This window comes from Streptococcus sp. M334 (assembly GCF_000187745.1).
Taxonomy (GTDB): Bacteria; Bacillota; Bacilli; order Lactobacillales; family Streptococcaceae; genus Streptococcus.
This window is the reverse complement of the sequence record NZ_GL732486.1, coordinates 168,759-184,884: the sequence shown is the minus strand read 5'-3', so window position 1 is coordinate 184,884 and position 16,126 is coordinate 168,759. Positions and strand designations below refer to the sequence as shown.

Sequence of the window (16,126 nt, the reverse complement as noted above, 5' to 3'; positions counted from 1 at the left end):
TTAAAACACTGTCGCTTCTTCTAGCGTAAACTTGACATTGTCTTCAATCCACTTACGGCGTGGTTCGACCTTGTCACCCATGAGGACATTGACACGGCGTTCGGCGCGTGCTAGGTCTTCAATCGTAACACGGATGAGGGTACGAGTTTCTGGGTTCATGGTTGTTTCCCAGAGCTGGTCCGCATTCATCTCACCAAGTCCTTTATATCGTTGGAGAGTAGCGCCTTTACCGAACTGCTTGCGGAGTTCTTCTAGCTCTCCGTCCGTCCAAGCATAGGCCACTTCTTCTTTCTTGCCTTTTCCTTTGGACATCTTATAGAGAGGTGGGAGGGCAATATAGACATGTCCTGCTTCGACTAGCGGACGCATGTAACGGTAGAAAAATGTCAAGAGCAAGGTCTGGATATGGGCACCATCAGTATCGGCATCGGTCATGATAATGATCTTGTCATAGTTGGCATCTTCAATAGAGAAGTCTGCCCCAACACCCGCACCAATGGTATAAATCATAGTGTTGATTTCCTCATTTTTGAGGATATCCGCCATCTTGGCTTTAGCTGTATTGATAACCTTACCACGAAGAGGCAAGATAGCCTGAAACTTACGGTCACGGCCTTGCTTGGCAGAACCGCCGGCAGAGTCCCCCTCGACTAGATAGAGTTCATTCTTAGCTGGATTCTTAGACTGGGCTGGGGTCAATTTCCCAGACAACAAGCCCTTGTCCTTCTTGTTCTTCTTACCATTTCGACTCTCATCACGCGCCTTACGTGCCGCCTCGCGAGCATCACGCGCCTTGATAGCCTTGCGAATGAGATTGGAAGCCAGTTCCCCATTTTCCATAAGGAAGAAGGTCAACTTATCAGCCACAATCCCATCTACAACGGGACGTGCTAGGGGACTTCCAAGTTTATCCTTAGTCTGCCCTTCAAACTGCAAGTGTTCTTCAGGAACCAAGATAGAAAGAACGGCCGCTAGTCCCTCACGATAGTCTGACCCTTCAAGGTTTTTATCTTTTTCCTTGAGAAGACCTGTCTTACGCGCGTAGTCATTCATGACCTTGGTAATGGCAGACTTGAGTCCTGTCTCGTGCGTCCCTCCATCCTTTGTGCGAACGTTATTTACAAAGGACAGAATGTTATCTGAAAATCCATCATTGTACTGAAGCGCTACTTCCACTTGGAAACCGTTGTCTTCACCTTCAAAGTAAAGGACTGGCGTCAAGATTTCCTTGTCTTCGTTGAGGTAAGAAACAAAGTCTTGTACTCCATTCTCATAGTGGAACTCAATCGCTTCATCTGTTCGTTTGTCAGTCAGAGATAAGGTCACATTTTTTAAGAGAAAAGCTGATTCATTAAGGCGCTCTGAAATGGTATTGTACTTAAAGTCTATCGTAGAAAAAATCGTCGCATCAGGCATAAAAGTAACTTTAGTACCTGTTTTAGACTTGGGCGCTGTACCGATTTTCTTCAAAGTCGTAACAGGTTTGCCACCATTTTCAAAACGTTGCTTGTAAACTTCACCATCACGAGTAATTTCAACTTCCAACCAGCTTGATAGGGCGTTTACAACGGAAGACCCTACCCCGTGAAGTCCACCCGATGTCTTGTATCCTCCTTGACCGAATTTTCCTCCAGCGTGGAGAATGGTAAAGATAACCTCAACGGTTGGAATTCCCATAGCGTGCATACCTGTCGGCATCCCACGACCATGGTCTTGTACAGTCAAACTACCATCTTTATTGATAGTCACATCAATACGATCACCAAATCCAGACAAGGCCTCATCGACAGCATTATCGACGATTTCCCAGACTAGGTGGTGGAGACCAGCTCCATCGGTCGATCCGATATACATCCCTGGACGTTTTCGGACCGCATCCAACCCTTCTAGCACCTGAATGGCATCATCATTATAATTATTAATATTGATTTCCTTTTTTGACACAAGGAACCTCCTATTCGTTCATCTTTACTATTCTACAGGTTTTCCAAGGATTTTGCAAAATTTTTCTTTCTCCGGTGTGACAATTTCAGAAGAGATTCTATGCCTTTCTTTTCCATTTCATGATATAATAGTAGTATGATTACAATAGTTTTATTAATCCTAGCCTATCTGCTGGGTTCGATTCCGTCTGGTCTCTGGATTGGACAAGTATTTTTTCAAATCAATCTGCGCGAACATGGTTCTGGTAACACTGGAACGACCAATACCTTCCGCATTTTAGGAAAAAAAGCGGGAATGGCAACCTTTGTGATTGATTTTTTCAAAGGAACCCTAGCAACGCTTCTTCCGATTATGTTTCATCTGCAAGGCGTTTCTCCTCTCATCTTTGGACTTTTGGCTGTTATTGGCCATACCTTTCCAATTTTTGCAGGATTTAAGGGTGGCAAGGCTGTCGCAACTAGCGCTGGAGTGATTTTCGGATTTGCGCCTGTCTTCTGTCTCTACCTTGCAGTTGTTTTCTTTGGAACCCTCTATCTTGGTAGTATGATTTCACTCTCTAGTGTCACCGCATCTATCGCAGCTGTTATCGGGGTTCTACTCTTTCCACTTGTTGGTTTTATCCTGAGCAACTATGACCCTCTCTTCATCGCTATTATCCTAGCACTCGCTAGTTTGATTATCATTCGACATAAGGATAATATCACACGTATCAAAAATAAAACTGAAAATTTGGTCCCTTGGGGATTGAACTTAACTCACCAACATCCTAAAAAATAAAACGTCAGTTTGAACAGAACTGACGTTTTTTGTATGCTTATTTTGATTTGATATAGTTAATACCATCTGCTTTTGGTGCAACTGCTTTTCCAAAGAAGGCTGCCAAGACAAGAATGGTCAAAATATAAGGTGCGATTTGAAGGTAAACCGCAGGCACTCCTTGTAGGAATGGCAATTGAGAACCGATAACAGCCAAACTTTGTGAAAGCCCAAAGAAGAGACTAGATAGCATGGCTCCGATTGGATTCCATTTTCCGAAAATCATCGCAGCAAGGGCGATAAATCCAGGTCCAACAATAGTTGTCACTGAGAAGTTAACTGAGATTGATTGAGCATAAATCGCTCCACCAATTCCACCTAGGAAACCTGAAATAATAACTCCAAAATATCTCATCTTGTAGACATTGATTCCCAAGGTATCCGCTGCTTGAGGATGTTCACCGACAGAGCGGAGACGAAGACCAAAGCGAGTTTTGAAGAGGATAAACCAAGCAAGGAATGAGAAGGCAATGGCCAGATAACCAAGCAGACTAGTTGACTTGAAGAAGATATCTCCGATAACTGGGATATTTGCCAAAACTGGGAAATCAAAGCGTCCAAAAGTCTGACTTAAGTTGTCGGTTTGTCCTTTGTTATAAAGCACTTTCACCAAGAAAACTGCCAAGGCTGGCGCCATTAAGTTCAATACCGTACCGCTGACAACATGGTCTGCACGGAAATGAACCGTTGCTGCTGCGTGGATGATAGAGAAGAGGCCTCCAACCAATCCTGCTACAAGCAAGGATAGCCATGGAGTTGCTGCTCCAAATTGTTCTGCAAATTCAAGGTTAAAGACAACTCCAGAAAAGGCTCCCATAACCATAATTCCTTCAAGGCCGACGTTTACCACACCACCACGTTCAGAGAAAACACCACCGATACTTGTAAAGATGAGGGGTGCTGAGTAAATCAACATAGAAGACACCAAGAGGGTGAGCAAGGTTGTAATAGACATCTTTACTTACCTCCTTTAACTTGTTTTTTCGGTTTGACAAAGCGTTCGATAAGGTAATGAACACTGACAAAGAAGATAATAGACGCTGTTACAATGCTGACAAGCTCAGACGGTACCTGCGCCGCATTCATACCAGGGGCTCCAACTTGGAGAACACCAAATAGGAAGGCTGCAAAGAGAATACCAATTGGTGAGTTGGCCGCAAGCAGACTAACCGCCATCCCGTTAAACCCGACAGCTAATGATGCCCCTTGAACATAGACGTTCTGGAAGGTTCCAAGTCCTTCAACAGCTCCACCAAGACCTGCCAAGGAACCTGAAATAATCATTGAGAGGATGATAGTCCGCTTGGCAGAAATACCAGCGTATTCTGATGCGTGGGGATTGAGACCAACCGCACGAATTTCAAAACCAAGAGTTGTTTTCTTGAGCATGAACCAAATAACTGCAACTGCAATGATTGCAAAGAAAATACCAATATTCATCCGCGAGTTACCAGTCAACTCAGCCAACCAAGGTGTCTGATAGGTTGCATTAGCCCCAACACGAATGGTTGAATCTGTACTTTGCATAAAGTCTTTAGGGAAGGCATGGATAAAGGCATTCCCTACATACAATACGATGTAGTTCATCATAATGGTTACGATAACCTCTGACGTCCCTAGATAGGCTCTAAGAATACCTGGAATCGCACCGACAATCCCACCAGCAATCAAGGCAATCACGATGGTTGCTAAAATCATCAAGGGACGGGGCATATCTGGATGCGACAGGGCAAACCAACCACTGAGAATCCAACCTGCCAAAGCCTGACCAGGAAGCCCAACGTTAAAGAAACCAGCGCGACTGGCAACAGCAAAACCAAGACCAATCAAGACCAAAGGACCCATAGCACGGAAGATTTCTCCAATCCCACGCAGGCTACCAAAGGCTGTATAGAACAATTCTTCGTAGCCCCAAATAGCATCATAACCAAAGATCCACATGACAATGGCTCCAAGTAAAATTCCTAGGAATACAGAAATCAAGGGAACCGAAATTTGTTGTAATTTTTTAGACATCACTCTTCTCCTTTCCCAAGTTTCCACCAGCCATCAAGACACCAAGTTCTTGTTTATTGGTTGTTTCTGGTGCTACAATACCTTGAATCTTACCATCGTGGATAACAGCAATCCTGTCTGAGACGTTTAAAATCTCATCCAATTCAAAGCTGACAACAAGGACAGCCTTGCCATTATCACGCTCTTCAATCAAGCGCTTGTGGATATATTCAATGGCACCGACATCCAACCCACGAGTTGGCTGGCTGACGATAAGGAGATCAGGATCTCGATCAATTTCACGAGCAATAATTGCTTTTTGTTGATTTCCTCCTGAGAGTGCAGCTGCAGGAACAAACTCACTAGCAGCACGAACATCAAATTCTTTCATTAGCTTTTTAGCATAAGAAGTAATATTCGCATAGTTCAAAATTCCATTTTTACTATGTGGTTCTTTATAGTAGGTTTGAAGGGCAATATTTTCAGAAATCATCATTTCCAAAATCAAACCATCACGATGACGGTCTTCTGGAACGTGCCCAACACTCAACTCTGTAATCTGACGTGGGTGTAATCCTACAATTGAATCTCCTTTTAGCTCGATGCTACCAGATTCAACCTTGCGAAGACCTGTAATGGCTTGAATCAGTTCAGACTGACCATTTCCATCAATCCCTGCAATACCAACAATCTCTCCAGCACGAACATCCAAGGACAGATTTTTCACAGCTGGAACACCGCGGTTTTCATTGACCACCAAGTCTTTAATAGACAAGACCACTTCTTTGGGTTGAGAGGCTTGCTTCTCTGTTTTAAAGGAAACAGAACGACCTACCATCATTTCTGCCAAATCAGCATTGGTAGCCCCTGCAATTTCGACGGTTTCAATTGATTTCCCACGACGGATAACTGTAACGCGGTCAGAAACTGCGCGAATCTCGTCCAACTTGTGGGTAATCAAGATAATTGATTTTCCTTCTTTGACAAGATTTTTCATAATAGCCATCAACTCATCAATTTCTGATGGAGTCAAGACAGCCGTTGGTTCGTCAAAGATAAGGATATCAGCCCCCCGATAAAGGGTTTTTAAAATTTCTACACGTTGTTGGGCTCCAACTGAGATGTCTGCCACTTTAGCAGAAGGATCAACAGCTAAGCCATAACGTTCAGAAAGAGCCTTGATTTCTTTGCTAGCTCCAGCGATATCTAACACACCATTTTTAGTTAATTCACTACCTAAAATGATGTTTTCAGCCACTGTGAAGGCTTCTACCAACATAAAATGCTGGTGAACCATTCCGATTCCCAAGCTAGCCGCTTTTGATGGTGAATCGAGATTGACAACTTGACCGTTGACCACAATTTCACCACTGGTTGGTTCAAGAAGCCCTGCTAACATGTTCATGAGCGTGGACTTACCAGCCCCATTTTCTCCCAAAAGTGCATGAATTTCACCTTTTCGTAGGTGCAGGTTGATTTTGTCGTTGGCAACAAATTCACCAAACACCTTGGTAATATCACGCATCTCAATGACATTTTCGTGTGCCATGTGCTCTTCCTTTCAGAGTCTTATTTTATTTCAATAAAACTTGCTAATTTGTCTAGTAGCAAGCTTTACTGAGACAAAATGACTTTGTCTCAACTCTTAAAAAAGCGGCCAAGGGCCGCTTCCTAAGAAATGACTTCCATCCATTATTTTTCAGGAACTTTTACGCTTCCATCAAGGATTTTAGCTTTAGCAGATTCAACAGCTTTTTTACCTTCTTCTGAAAGGTTTGTCACTGCCAAGTCAACCCCTTTATCTTTCAATGAGTAAACGATCACTTGACCGCCAGGGAATTCACCTTTTTCTGCCTTGTTCGCAATATCTTTTACAGTTGTACCAACTTGTTTCAAAGTAGATACAAGAACAAAGTTTGATTCTTTACCATCTTTAGAAGTGTATTTACCTTCTGCTACTTGGTCACGGTCAACACCGATAACCCAAACTTTTTCACTCTCAGGACGGCTTTCGTTGAGTGATTTTGCTTCTGCAAAGACACCAGCACCTGTTCCACCTGCTGCTTGGTAAACAACGTCTGCACCAGCTGCGTATTGTGCTGCTGCAATTGTTTTACCTTTAGCAGCATCACCAAATGAACCAGCGTAGTCTACTTGAACTTTGATAGATGGGTCTACCGACTCAACACCAGCTTTAAATCCAGCTGCAAAACGTGAGATAACTTCAGACTCAATACCACCTACAAAACCAACTTGTTTTGTTTTAGTTGTTTTAGCTGCTGCAACACCTGCAAGGTAAGCAGCCTCGTTATCAGCAAATGTTACGCTAGCAACGTTCTTTTGATCTTTAATCACATCATCAATCAAGACATAGTTCAAATCAGAGTGGTCTTTCGCTGCTTCTTCAACCGCATTGTGAAGGGCAAAACCAACACCGAAGATTAGGTTGTAACTTCCAGCCGCTTGTTGCAAGTTGTTAGCATAGTCAGCTTCACTTGTTGATTGGAAGTAAGTAAAACCTTTATCTTTTGAAAGATTGTGTTCTTTACCCCAGTCTTGCAAACCTTCCCAAGCTGATTGGTTGAATGATTTGTCATCAACACCACCAGTATCAGTGACGATTGCTGCTTTTGTCTTCACATCAGAAGATGAAGCTGCGTTACGAGAAGAGCGGTTACCACATGCAGCAAGTCCAACTGCTGCCACTGCAACTAGACCAAGGCCTAGCCATTGTTTCTTGTTCATTACTGAACCTCCTAAATAAGATATGCAACGATGTTGCAAGTATGGATTGGTTGGCCACAAGGACCGTGCCACTCAGAGAGTGACTCAGACTAGTTTAAGTCTGTAAAAGAGTATGGAAGTAATTCCCCGACCGTCATCTCGACCGTCGATTTATCTTTTGCGACTAAGGTCACTTTTAAATCTTGTTCAAAAAATTCAGCCATCACTTGGCGACAAGCACCACATGGTGAAATTGGTTTTTCAGTCCGTCCATAGACAATTAATTCTGAAAACTCTCTTTGACCTTCGGAAACTGCTTTAAAAATGGCTGTACGCTCTCCACAGTTGGTCAAAGGGTAGCTAGCATTTTCGATATTGACACCTGTATAAATGCTACCATCTTTCGCCACTAAAACAGCTCCGACTGGAAAATGAGAATAGGGCACATAGGCTTGCTTGCTGGTTTCAATTGCCAGTTCAATCAACTCAGTAGTCGCCATCAGCCAATTCTCCTTTTAGAATTGCTACCCCAGCTGACGTTCCAATACGGGTCGCCCCAGCTTCCACAAAGGCAAGAGCATCTGCATAAGAACGAGCTCCGCCAGCAGCCTTGACTCCCATATCAGGTCCAACTGTTTCACGCATTAATCTAACATCTGCTATCGTAGCGCCACCAGTTGAAAAGCCAGTAGATGTTTTAACAAAATCAGCTCCAGCTTTTTGAGCCAATTGGCAAGCCACAACTTTTTCTTGGTCTGTCAGCAGGCAAGCTTCAATAATGACTTTCACTAACTTGTCACCACTTGCTTCTACTACTGCGCGAATATCAGACTCAACCAAGGATAAATTACCTGATTTGAGAGCTCCAACATTGATCACCATATCAATCTCATCTGCACCATTTTGGATAGCTTCTTTTGTTTCAAAAGCTTTCACAGTTGAAGTTGTTGCTCCCAAGGGGAAACCAACTACTGTGCAGACCTTGACATCTGTTCCTTCAAGCTCTTTTTGGGCATGTTCAACCCAGGTCGGATTGACGCAAACACTGGCAAAATCATACTCCCTAGCCTCAGACAACAAACAATCAATTTGATTTTCTGTTGCATCTTGTTTTAAAAGCGTATGATCGATATATTTATTTAATTTCATATTCGGATTCTCCTGCGGTTTATGAGATAATTTCTATAATTTCTCGTAAACTTTGCACCCTATCATTTATTTTAACATATTTTTGAAAATCTGTAACTAGCTGAGGAGAAATTTTTCCATTTGTGTATACTTTTGCAACAATTTCTCCCTTTTGAACGGAGTCTCCAACTTTCTTTTCAAAAACAATTCCTGTTTCATAGTCCAAGGCATCAGACTTAACTGCACGACCAGCACCCAGTCTCATAGCATAAAGCCCAAATTCCATAGCTGGAAGAGCTGAAATGACACCCGTTTCCTGAGCAGGGATTTCCACCACATGGGCTACATTTACAGGACGATAGAGGTCTTCCAAATCTCCACCTTGGGCTTGGACCATCTTCTCAAACTTAGCCAGCGCTTGACCATTTTCAAGATGTTGGCGAACTTCTTCAACTGTCTTGTTTACATTTGCTAAACCAAGCATAATTTGAGCCAGTTCACAGATGAAGTGGGTAATATCCTGACGACCTTGACCTTGTAAAATCTCCAGTGCTTCAAGGATCTCCAGACGATTTCCAATCGCTCGTCCCAAGGGTTGACTCATATCCGTAATCACTGCTACCGTTTTTCTACCAACTGCCTTACCAAGTTCCACCATGGTTTGAGCCAATTCACGCGCCTCATCAACCGTCTTCATGAAGGCACCCTCGCCAACAGTCACGTCTAGCAAAATAGCATCCGCTCCTGCCGCGATTTTCTTGCTCATCACCGAACTCGCAATCAAAGGAATCGTGTCGACAGTTGCGGTCACATCACGGAGGGCATAGAGAAGTTTATCTGCTTTGACCAGCTGGTCTGATTGCCCAATGACAGATACTCCAATGTCCTGCACCTGTCCAATAAAGTCCTCTTGACTACGTTCTACTTGATAACCCTTAATGGACTCCAATTTATCAATTGTTCCACCCGTATGGCCGAGACCACGACCACTCATTTTGGCTACAGGCACACCAAAGCTAGCAACAAGAGGAGCCAAAATCAAGGTCACCTTGTCACCAACACCGCCCGTGGAATGCTTGTCAACCTTAACCCCATCAATAGCGGATAAATCAAACTCTTGACCTGTCTGAACCATATTCATAGTCAAATCAGAGATTTCTCGAGTCGTCATTCCTTTGAAATAAACAGCCATAGCAAAGGCAGACATCTGATAATCAGGGACAGTTCCTGACACATAGCCTTCTACCAGCCATTCAATTTCACTCGAAGTCAATTCTTGACCGTCTCGTTTTTTTTGGATTAAATCAACTGCTCTCATTCTTTCACACTTCTAAGGATATAGTATCCCTTATCTTTTTTGACAATTTCACAATTACCAAACACATCTTCCATCTTGGACTTGGCACTTGGAGCCCCTTGTTTTTTCTGGATAACAATAGTCAAATCCCCACCAGTTTCCAAGAAATCCTTACTTTTCTCAATGATTTCATGAACCACTTGCTTGCCCGCACGGATAGGAGGATTGGAAATCACATGGTCAAATTTCCCTTCAACTTGTTCATAGATGTTGGACTGGAAAATCGTCGCTTCTACTTTATTTCGTTCAGCATTTTGTCGCGCCAAATCCAAGGCACGATTATTGATATCAACCATGGTCGCCTGAACCCCATAAGCCTTAGCTAAAGACAAGCCCAAAGTTCCGTAACCACAGCCTACATCAAGGACAGTCTCTCCTTGGTTGACCTCAAGACACTTGAGCAAGAGTTGACTGCCAAAGTCAATCATTTTTTTGCTAAAAACACCCGCATCCGTCAAAAAGGTCATTTTTTCTCCCAACAAGTCCACTCTCAACTCATGAATGTCGTGAGCAGCGTCAGGATTTTCTGCATAATACATTTTACTCATGAAACTATTTTACCATAATTTGACTTAAATTGTAAATCGTTTACAAATTGATCATAAAACGAAAAAGACTGAAGAAAGCTAGTCAAGAAGACCTTTTCTTCAATCTCTTTCAACACTTATAAATAATAAGCCATTTAGAACTAGAAATATCATAATCAGGATAAAACAACAAATTTATCATCTATAATTAGGCTCATTTTTATGACTATTGCTTAACCTTCAAATACTTTATTATCAACAAAATTCCCAATAGGATGTTTAGATAAAAGCCCAACTGATACGTTTGTGTCAGAATTTCCAAACTTGTCCAAAGTCGTATCAAATCTTCTAGTGACATGCGGAAGAAATAACCCTCTGTAGCAATCCATAGAACTAAGAAGAAATAACTACCAGCAGCAAGCCATTTCGTCCACCGTTTTTTTAGGAAGAAAGCAATCAAGAGCGAACAGATAAAGACAGCTGTTACAATGGCATGTTCCATCAAAAAAGTAAAACCGTAATAGGTTTCCACAAAACGTCTACCATTATCCGCATTTGCTCCTTTTATAAAAGGTAGTGCAAAACTTAAAATAAAACAAAGTTCCAATGTGTAACGTTTTAAGATTTTCATAGTACACCTCCTATAAGTTGTGAACTAAAATGCCCCCTTTATAAGCTTATAAATCAGCAGAAACTATCTCCTACTTCATCATTAAATTGTTCAGTCTCTATCTATCTCTATTATACGATATTGGCTTGCTATCATCAAGAAACCGCTTTATTTTTTTAGCTTTTTATGGTATGATAGACAAAATATCTAGGGGAAAACAAATGACCAACGAATTTTTACATTTTGAAAAAATAAGCCGCCAGACTTGGCAATCTTTACATCGAAAAACCACACCTCCTTTGACAGAAGAGGAATTAGAATCCATCAAGAGTTTTAATGACCAGATTAGCTTGCAGGATGTTACCGATGTCTATCTCCCCCTAGCCCATCTCATCCAGATTTACAAGCGTACCAAGGATGATTTGGCCTTTTCAAAAGGGATTTTTCTTCAACGTGAAAGCAAATCCCAACCTTTTATCATTGGGGTTTCTGGGAGTGTTGCCGTTGGAAAATCCACAACCAGTCGCCTACTTCAAATCCTACTATCCCGTACGCTTACAGATGCTACAGTTGAGTTGGTAACAACTGATGGCTTTCTCTATCCCAACCAGACCTTGACTGAGCAAGGGATTTTAAATCGCAAGGGATTTCCTGAAAGCTATGATATGGAAGTCCTTCTCAACTTCTTGGATCGCATTAAAAATGGACAAGATGTGGATATTCCTGTCTACTCTCATGAAGTCTATGACATCGTCCCTGAAGCAAAACAACGAGTAAAAGCTGCTGACTTTGTGATTGTCGAGGGGATTAACGTCTTTCAAAATCCACAAAACGAGCGTCTCTATATTACTGACTTCTTTGACTTTTCCATCTATGTTGATGCTTCAGTTGATGACATCGAGAGTTGGTATCTAGACCGTTTCTTGAAAATCCTGAGCCTAGCCCAAAACGACCCTGATAGCTACTATTATCCTTTTACTCAAATGCCAATCGGAGAAGTGGAATCCTTTGCCCATCAAGTCTGGACTAGTATCAATCTCACAAATCTACAAAATTATATTGAACCAACCAGAAATCGTGCAGAAGTGATTCTGCATAAAACAAAGAACCATGAAATCGATGAAATTTACTTAAAAAAGTAATTTTCCCTTGTCAAAACGTAAGTTTTCAGATATAATGGTATAGTTAGTAAATATGGAGGTAAGAACATTGGCAAACATTAAATCAGCTATCAAACGCGCTGAATTGAACGTTAAACAAAACGAAAAGAACTCAGCTCAAAAATCAGCTATGCGTACTGCTATCAAAGCTTTCGAAGCAAACCCATCTGAAGAACTTTTCCGTGCTGCTAGCTCAGCTATCGATAAAGCAGAAACTAAAGGTTTGATTCACAAAAACAAAGCAAGCCGCGATAAAGCTCGTCTTTCAGCTAAACTTGCTAAATAAGAAACAGTCCATAGAGGCTGTTTTTTTGTCTCCAAATAGGAAAGGGTAGAAAATGAAAATCGCAATTATCGGATATTCTGGTGCTGGTAAGTCAACGCTAGCTGAAAAGTTATCTCTCTACTACTCCATCCCAAAACTTCACATGGATACACTCCAATTTCAACCTGGTTGGCAAGATAGTAACCGCGACTGGATGCTGAACGAAATGAAAACTTTTCTAGTCAAAAACGAAAACTGGGTCATTGATGGCAACTACTCTTGGTGTTGCTATGAGGAAAGAATGGAGCAAGCTGACCAGATCATCTTTTTAAACTTCTCTGCTTGGAATTGTTTGCTAAGAGCCTTTAAGCGCTATTTAAAATACAGAGGAAAAGTGAGAGAAAGTATGGCAGCGGGATGTCCCGAGCAATTCAACTGGGAATTTATCCGTTGGATTCTCTGGGATGGTCGAACAAAAAATGCTAAGGATAGATACCAATACTTAAACAATACTTACCCAGAAAAGATGCGTATTCTCCATTCTCAAGCAGAGATTGATTGTTTCTTGCAATCTCTTAATACTCAATGAAAATCAAAGAGCAAACTAGAAAGCTAGCCGCAGGTTGCTCAAAACACCGTTTTGAGGTTGCAGATGGAAGCTGACGTGGTTTGAAGAGATTCTCGAAGAGTATAAAAATAGACGATAGAGTAACATTTTATTAAGGTCAGCATGTACTGATTGACTAAAAAGGAAGTTTTTCATCCAGAAAGTCTTCCTTTTTTCCTTTTATTCAACAATTAAAAATAACTCGAGCAATTTATAAATCAACAATAAAATTCCCCTAGAAATGAAGAGAATCTTGTTCATAGTTTCTGAGTTCGTGATACAAAAAAACTGAAGGAAGTATAGTCCTACTTCTTTCAGTTTGTTATTATCTCAATTTAGAAAAAACTTCTCCAATCTTACCTTCGATAACTAAATCAGCTTGGCTGTCTTGAGGAGTGCTGGACTTGTTGATAACGACAAGATTTGACCCTGAAAAATAATTGACTAGGCTAGCTGCAGGGTAAACAACTAAGGAAGTTCCACCAATGATCAACAAATCTACTTGCTGAATGGCTCGAGCTGCGCAACTAAATACATCCATATCTAGCGCTTCCTCATAAAGGGTCACGTCAGGTTTGACCACCTTGCGACAATCTAAGCAGTAGGGAACTGGACCTTCAAGTTCCAAAAAGGCAGTCAAATCATAAAAGCGATGACAGCCCAAACAGTAATTACGATCTGCACTACCATGCAGTTTCAAAACTTTCTGAGATCCTGCCATTTCATGGAGACTATCGATATTTTGCGTCACAATCGCCTTTAATTTATCTGTTTTTTCCAACGACGCTAGATAATCATGTGCTAAATTCGGCTTGGCATCAGGATAGACCAAATACTTTTTGTAGAAATCAAAAAAATCCTCTGGATAGCGCTCAAACATAGTGCGTGAAACCAGTTGCTCGGCAGTAAAATGGCGACCTAGTTTCAGACTATATATACCATCTGAACTACGAAAATCTGGAATATTAGACTCTGTAGAAACCCCTGCACCACCGAAAAAGACAATTCTCTGACTTTGATCAATAATACCTTGTAATTGTTCAATCTTATCCATTTTGTACTCCTAGGAATTTTCAAGTTATACTCAATGAAAATCAAAAAGCAAACTAGGAAGCTAGCCGCAAGCTGTACTTGAGTACGGTAAGGCGACGCTGACGTGGTTTGAATTTGATTTTCGAAGAGTATTAAAAAGTTGAAAGCCTTGACTTCTTGTCAACTTGGCTTCCAACTTTATTTGATTATGATTTAGATATTAAACTGACTAGTCTCGATCCTTTGACACAATTAGGCTTCCTTCAATTTCCTTATTCTTACCTATTTCAGGATTGATTCATTGTTGATAGTTATCATTTTAAGAACAAGAGAAATCATTCTGAATATAGCCTACCTTTAGTCTTCAATCAATGTTTCCAAACCAACCTTCATCATATCAGTGAAGGTGTTTTGACGTTCTTCTGCAGTTGTGTCTTCGTCTGGATTGACCAAGCTATCAGAGATAGTCATAATAGCAAGAGCATCAACATGGTGCTGGGCTGCCAGATAGTAGAGTGCCGCTGCTTCCATTTCCACAGCCTTGACTCCCCATTTACCAAGCTCGATGTTCTTTTCAAAGTAGTTTGAATAAAAGACATCAGATGACAAAACGTTCCCAACGTGCGTTGTCATACCAAGATTTTTAGCGATATGGTAGGCCTTATCAAGCAAATCAAAGCTAGCGATTTGTGGAAAATCGTACTGTGGCCAGTCATTACGGACGATATTTGAGTTAGTTGCAGCTGCCTGTGCCAAGACCAATTCACGAACGTGGACATCTTCATTCAAAGAACCCGCAGTTCCCACACGAATCAATTTCTTCACACCGTAGTCAACAATCAACTCACGCGCATAAATCGAAATAGATGGCATTCCCATCCCAGTTCCCATGACAGATACACGGTGACCCTTGTAAGTACCAGTATAACCAAACATGTTACGCACTTCGTTAAAACAAACAGCATCTTCAAGGAAGTTCTCCGCAATAAACTTAGCACGAAGAGGATCCCCAGGAAGAAGAATTTTATCAGCAATTTCACCCTGCTGAGCAGCAATATGGATAGACATAATATAAGATACCAAACCCGTCAAAAAGCAAAGGGAAAATAGGAGTTGGGTGCAGTGAGCGATGCTCGCTAGACCAACTATCTTTTTCCCACTGCTTTTAGGGTGGGTTCAATTCCTTTCTTTCTTAATTTTGATGATATTAAGAAGATTTGAGCGGATTCAATTCAATCCCGAACTCTCCTTCTCTTCTGAGTTTTTAGAAAAGTTTTCCGCTCGTGTTCAAATCAAAACACACGCTCTACCTTTCTTTTTTGCATATTTAGGATAGCGACAGAGAACAAAGTAAAAATAGGAAACTGACGAGCATCGCAGATGCTAGACAGTTTATCTTTTTTACACAGTTCTCCGCCCGTATTCAGTTCAATGAATACAGTTTACCCATCCTTTCTTTATTTTATGAAGATTAGAGAGCGACAAGAAAACGACTGAAAATTAGGAATCTGACGAGAAATCCTGATTTCTCAGTCAGATTATCTATTTTCCAAGTTTTCCGCTCGTGTTCAAATCAAAACACACGCTCTACCTTTCTTTTTTGCATATTTAGGATAGCGACAGAGAACAAAGTAAAAATAGGAAACTGACGAAGCATCTCAGATGCTAGACAGTTTATCTTTTTTACACAGTTCTCCGCCCGTATTCAGTTCAGCAAATACGGTTTACCCATCCTTTCTTTTTTCTAAAATTTATAATCAGAAAGATACCAAACCCGTCAAAAAGCAAAGGGAAAATAAGAGTTGGGTGCAGTGAGCGATGCTCGCTAGACCAACTATCTTTTTCCCACCGCTTTTAGGGTGGATTCAATTCCTTTCTTTTTTAATTTTGTTCTTTCACAGAGAGCTACCTAAGTTCCATTAAAACTCAGGTAATGCTTTCCTTATAAGCTAGACAACCTA

General features: G+C 41.3%; 16 protein-coding genes. 4 read left to right on the top strand and 12 right to left on the bottom strand.

Annotated elements, in window-relative coordinates:
* Positions 1–1,944, bottom strand: coding sequence for a DNA topoisomerase IV subunit B (gene parE, locus HMPREF0851_RS05520; RefSeq protein WP_000037291.1), 1,944 nt, complete (start codon positions 1,942–1,944; stop codon positions 1–3).
* A gap of 135 nt (positions 1,945–2,079) precedes the next feature.
* On the opposite strand from parE, the gene plsY reads away from it, so the two are divergent.
* A complete protein-coding gene (plsY, locus tag HMPREF0851_RS05515; RefSeq protein WP_009014165.1) occupies positions 2,080–2,721 on the top strand; it encodes a glycerol-3-phosphate 1-O-acyltransferase PlsY in 642 nt (213 codons plus the stop codon).
* Between the two features lie 37 nt (positions 2,722–2,758).
* Here the strand turns inward: plsY and HMPREF0851_RS05510 are convergent, their stop codons facing one another.
* The 9 genes from HMPREF0851_RS05510 to HMPREF0851_RS05470 all read right to left on the bottom strand — a co-directional run bounded on the left by HMPREF0851_RS05510 (position 2,759) and on the right by HMPREF0851_RS05470 (position 11,122).
* Positions 2,759–3,715, bottom strand: coding sequence for an ABC transporter permease (locus HMPREF0851_RS05510; RefSeq protein ID WP_000029123.1), 957 nt, complete (start codon positions 3,713–3,715; stop codon positions 2,759–2,761).
* A gap of 2 nt (positions 3,716–3,717) precedes the next feature.
* Entirely contained in the window at positions 3,718–4,776 is a 1,059-nt protein-coding gene (locus tag HMPREF0851_RS05505; protein ID WP_000038666.1) for an ABC transporter permease, read from the bottom strand.
* Positions 4,769–6,304 (bottom strand): ABC transporter ATP-binding protein, encoded by a 1,536-nt coding sequence (locus HMPREF0851_RS05500; protein WP_000929822.1) that lies wholly within the window; start codon positions 6,302–6,304, stop codon positions 4,769–4,771. Before HMPREF0851_RS05500 ends, HMPREF0851_RS05505 begins: the two co-directional genes overlap by 8 nt.
* Before the next feature lie 143 nt (positions 6,305–6,447).
* The gene (locus HMPREF0851_RS05495) at positions 6,448–7,500 is read right to left on the bottom strand and encodes a BMP family lipoprotein (RefSeq protein ID WP_001036136.1); all 1,053 of its coding nucleotides are present in this window, start codon (positions 7,498–7,500) and stop codon (positions 6,448–6,450) included.
* Positions 7,501–7,589: 89 nt separating this feature from the next.
* Positions 7,590–7,979 (bottom strand): cytidine deaminase, encoded by a 390-nt coding sequence (locus HMPREF0851_RS05490; protein ID WP_000246114.1) that lies wholly within the window; start codon positions 7,977–7,979, stop codon positions 7,590–7,592.
* Entirely contained in the window at positions 7,966–8,628 is a 663-nt protein-coding gene (gene deoC, locus HMPREF0851_RS05485; RefSeq protein ID WP_000773716.1) for a deoxyribose-phosphate aldolase, read from the bottom strand. Before deoC ends, HMPREF0851_RS05490 begins: the two co-directional genes overlap by 14 nt.
* 19 nt (positions 8,629–8,647) lie before the next feature.
* Complete coding sequence (locus tag HMPREF0851_RS05480; protein WP_001202980.1) at positions 8,648–9,925, bottom strand: pyrimidine-nucleoside phosphorylase; 1,278 nt, start codon at positions 9,923–9,925, stop codon at positions 8,648–8,650.
* Positions 9,922–10,512 (bottom strand): class I SAM-dependent methyltransferase, encoded by a 591-nt coding sequence (locus HMPREF0851_RS05475; RefSeq protein ID WP_009014162.1) that lies wholly within the window; start codon positions 10,510–10,512, stop codon positions 9,922–9,924. The genes HMPREF0851_RS05480 and HMPREF0851_RS05475 overlap by 4 nt, the downstream gene beginning before the upstream one ends.
* A gap of 205 nt (positions 10,513–10,717) precedes the next feature.
* A complete protein-coding gene (locus tag HMPREF0851_RS05470) occupies positions 10,718–11,122 on the bottom strand; it encodes a hypothetical protein (RefSeq protein WP_000698107.1) in 405 nt (134 codons plus the stop codon).
* Positions 11,123–11,322: 200 nt separating this feature from the next.
* Between HMPREF0851_RS05470 and coaA the strand changes: the two genes are divergently transcribed.
* The 3 genes from coaA to HMPREF0851_RS05455 all read left to right on the top strand — a co-directional run bounded on the left by coaA (position 11,323) and on the right by HMPREF0851_RS05455 (position 13,115).
* The gene (gene coaA, locus HMPREF0851_RS05465) at positions 11,323–12,243 is read left to right on the top strand and encodes a type I pantothenate kinase (RefSeq protein ID WP_000180518.1); all 921 of its coding nucleotides are present in this window, start codon (positions 11,323–11,325) and stop codon (positions 12,241–12,243) included.
* Between the two features lie 67 nt (positions 12,244–12,310).
* Positions 12,311–12,547, top strand: coding sequence for a 30S ribosomal protein S20 (gene rpsT / locus HMPREF0851_RS05460; RefSeq protein WP_001274000.1), 237 nt, complete (start codon positions 12,311–12,313; stop codon positions 12,545–12,547).
* Positions 12,548–12,599: 52 nt separating this feature from the next.
* Positions 12,600–13,115, top strand: coding sequence for a DNA topology modulation protein (locus HMPREF0851_RS05455; protein ID WP_000684202.1), 516 nt, complete (start codon positions 12,600–12,602; stop codon positions 13,113–13,115).
* Positions 13,116–13,458: 343 nt separating this feature from the next.
* On the opposite strand, the gene HMPREF0851_RS05450 is transcribed toward HMPREF0851_RS05455, so the two are convergent.
* Both HMPREF0851_RS05450 and deoD read right to left on the bottom strand, forming a co-directional pair.
* Positions 13,459–14,187, bottom strand: coding sequence for an NAD-dependent protein deacylase (locus HMPREF0851_RS05450; protein WP_000357687.1), 729 nt, complete (start codon positions 14,185–14,187; stop codon positions 13,459–13,461).
* Positions 14,188–14,522: 335 nt separating this feature from the next.
* Complete coding sequence (deoD, locus tag HMPREF0851_RS05445) at positions 14,523–15,233, bottom strand: purine-nucleoside phosphorylase (RefSeq protein WP_000022098.1); 711 nt, start codon at positions 15,231–15,233, stop codon at positions 14,523–14,525.
* Positions 15,234–16,126: the final 893 nt, after the last annotated feature.

Bases quoted from the DNA above. Each gene is read 5' to 3' on its own strand.
- plsY (WP_009014165.1), top strand. From the start codon at position 2,080: ATGATTACAATAGTTTTATTAATCCTAGCCTATCTGCTGGGTTCGATT.
- HMPREF0851_RS05510 (WP_000029123.1), bottom strand. From the start codon at position 3,715: ATGTCTATTACAACCTTGCTCACCCTCTTGGTGTCTTCTATGTTGATT.
- HMPREF0851_RS05505 (WP_000038666.1), bottom strand. From the start codon at position 4,776: ATGTCTAAAAAATTACAACAAATTTCGGTTCCCTTGATTTCTGTATTC.
- HMPREF0851_RS05500 (WP_000929822.1), bottom strand. From the start codon at position 6,304: ATGGCACACGAAAATGTCATTGAGATGCGTGATATTACCAAGGTGTTT.
- HMPREF0851_RS05495 (WP_001036136.1), bottom strand. From the start codon at position 7,500: ATGAACAAGAAACAATGGCTAGGCCTTGGTCTAGTTGCAGTGGCAGCA.
- HMPREF0851_RS05490 (WP_000246114.1), bottom strand. From the start codon at position 7,979: ATGGCGACTACTGAGTTGATTGAACTGGCAATTGAAACCAGCAAGCAA.
- deoC (WP_000773716.1), bottom strand. From the start codon at position 8,628: ATGAAATTAAATAAATATATCGATCATACGCTTTTAAAACAAGATGCA.
- HMPREF0851_RS05480 (WP_001202980.1), bottom strand. From the start codon at position 9,925: ATGAGAGCAGTTGATTTAATCCAAAAAAAACGAGACGGTCAAGAATTG.
- HMPREF0851_RS05475 (WP_009014162.1), bottom strand. From the start codon at position 10,512: ATGAGTAAAATGTATTATGCAGAAAATCCTGACGCTGCTCACGACATT.
- HMPREF0851_RS05470 (WP_000698107.1), bottom strand. From the start codon at position 11,122: ATGAAAATCTTAAAACGTTACACATTGGAACTTTGTTTTATTTTAAGT.
- coaA (WP_000180518.1), top strand. From the start codon at position 11,323: ATGACCAACGAATTTTTACATTTTGAAAAAATAAGCCGCCAGACTTGG.
- HMPREF0851_RS05455 (WP_000684202.1), top strand. From the start codon at position 12,600: ATGAAAATCGCAATTATCGGATATTCTGGTGCTGGTAAGTCAACGCTA.
- HMPREF0851_RS05450 (WP_000357687.1), bottom strand. From the start codon at position 14,187: ATGGATAAGATTGAACAATTACAAGGTATTATTGATCAAAGTCAGAGA.
- deoD (WP_000022098.1), bottom strand. From the start codon at position 15,233: ATGTCTATCCATATTGCTGCTCAGCAGGGTGAAATTGCTGATAAAATT.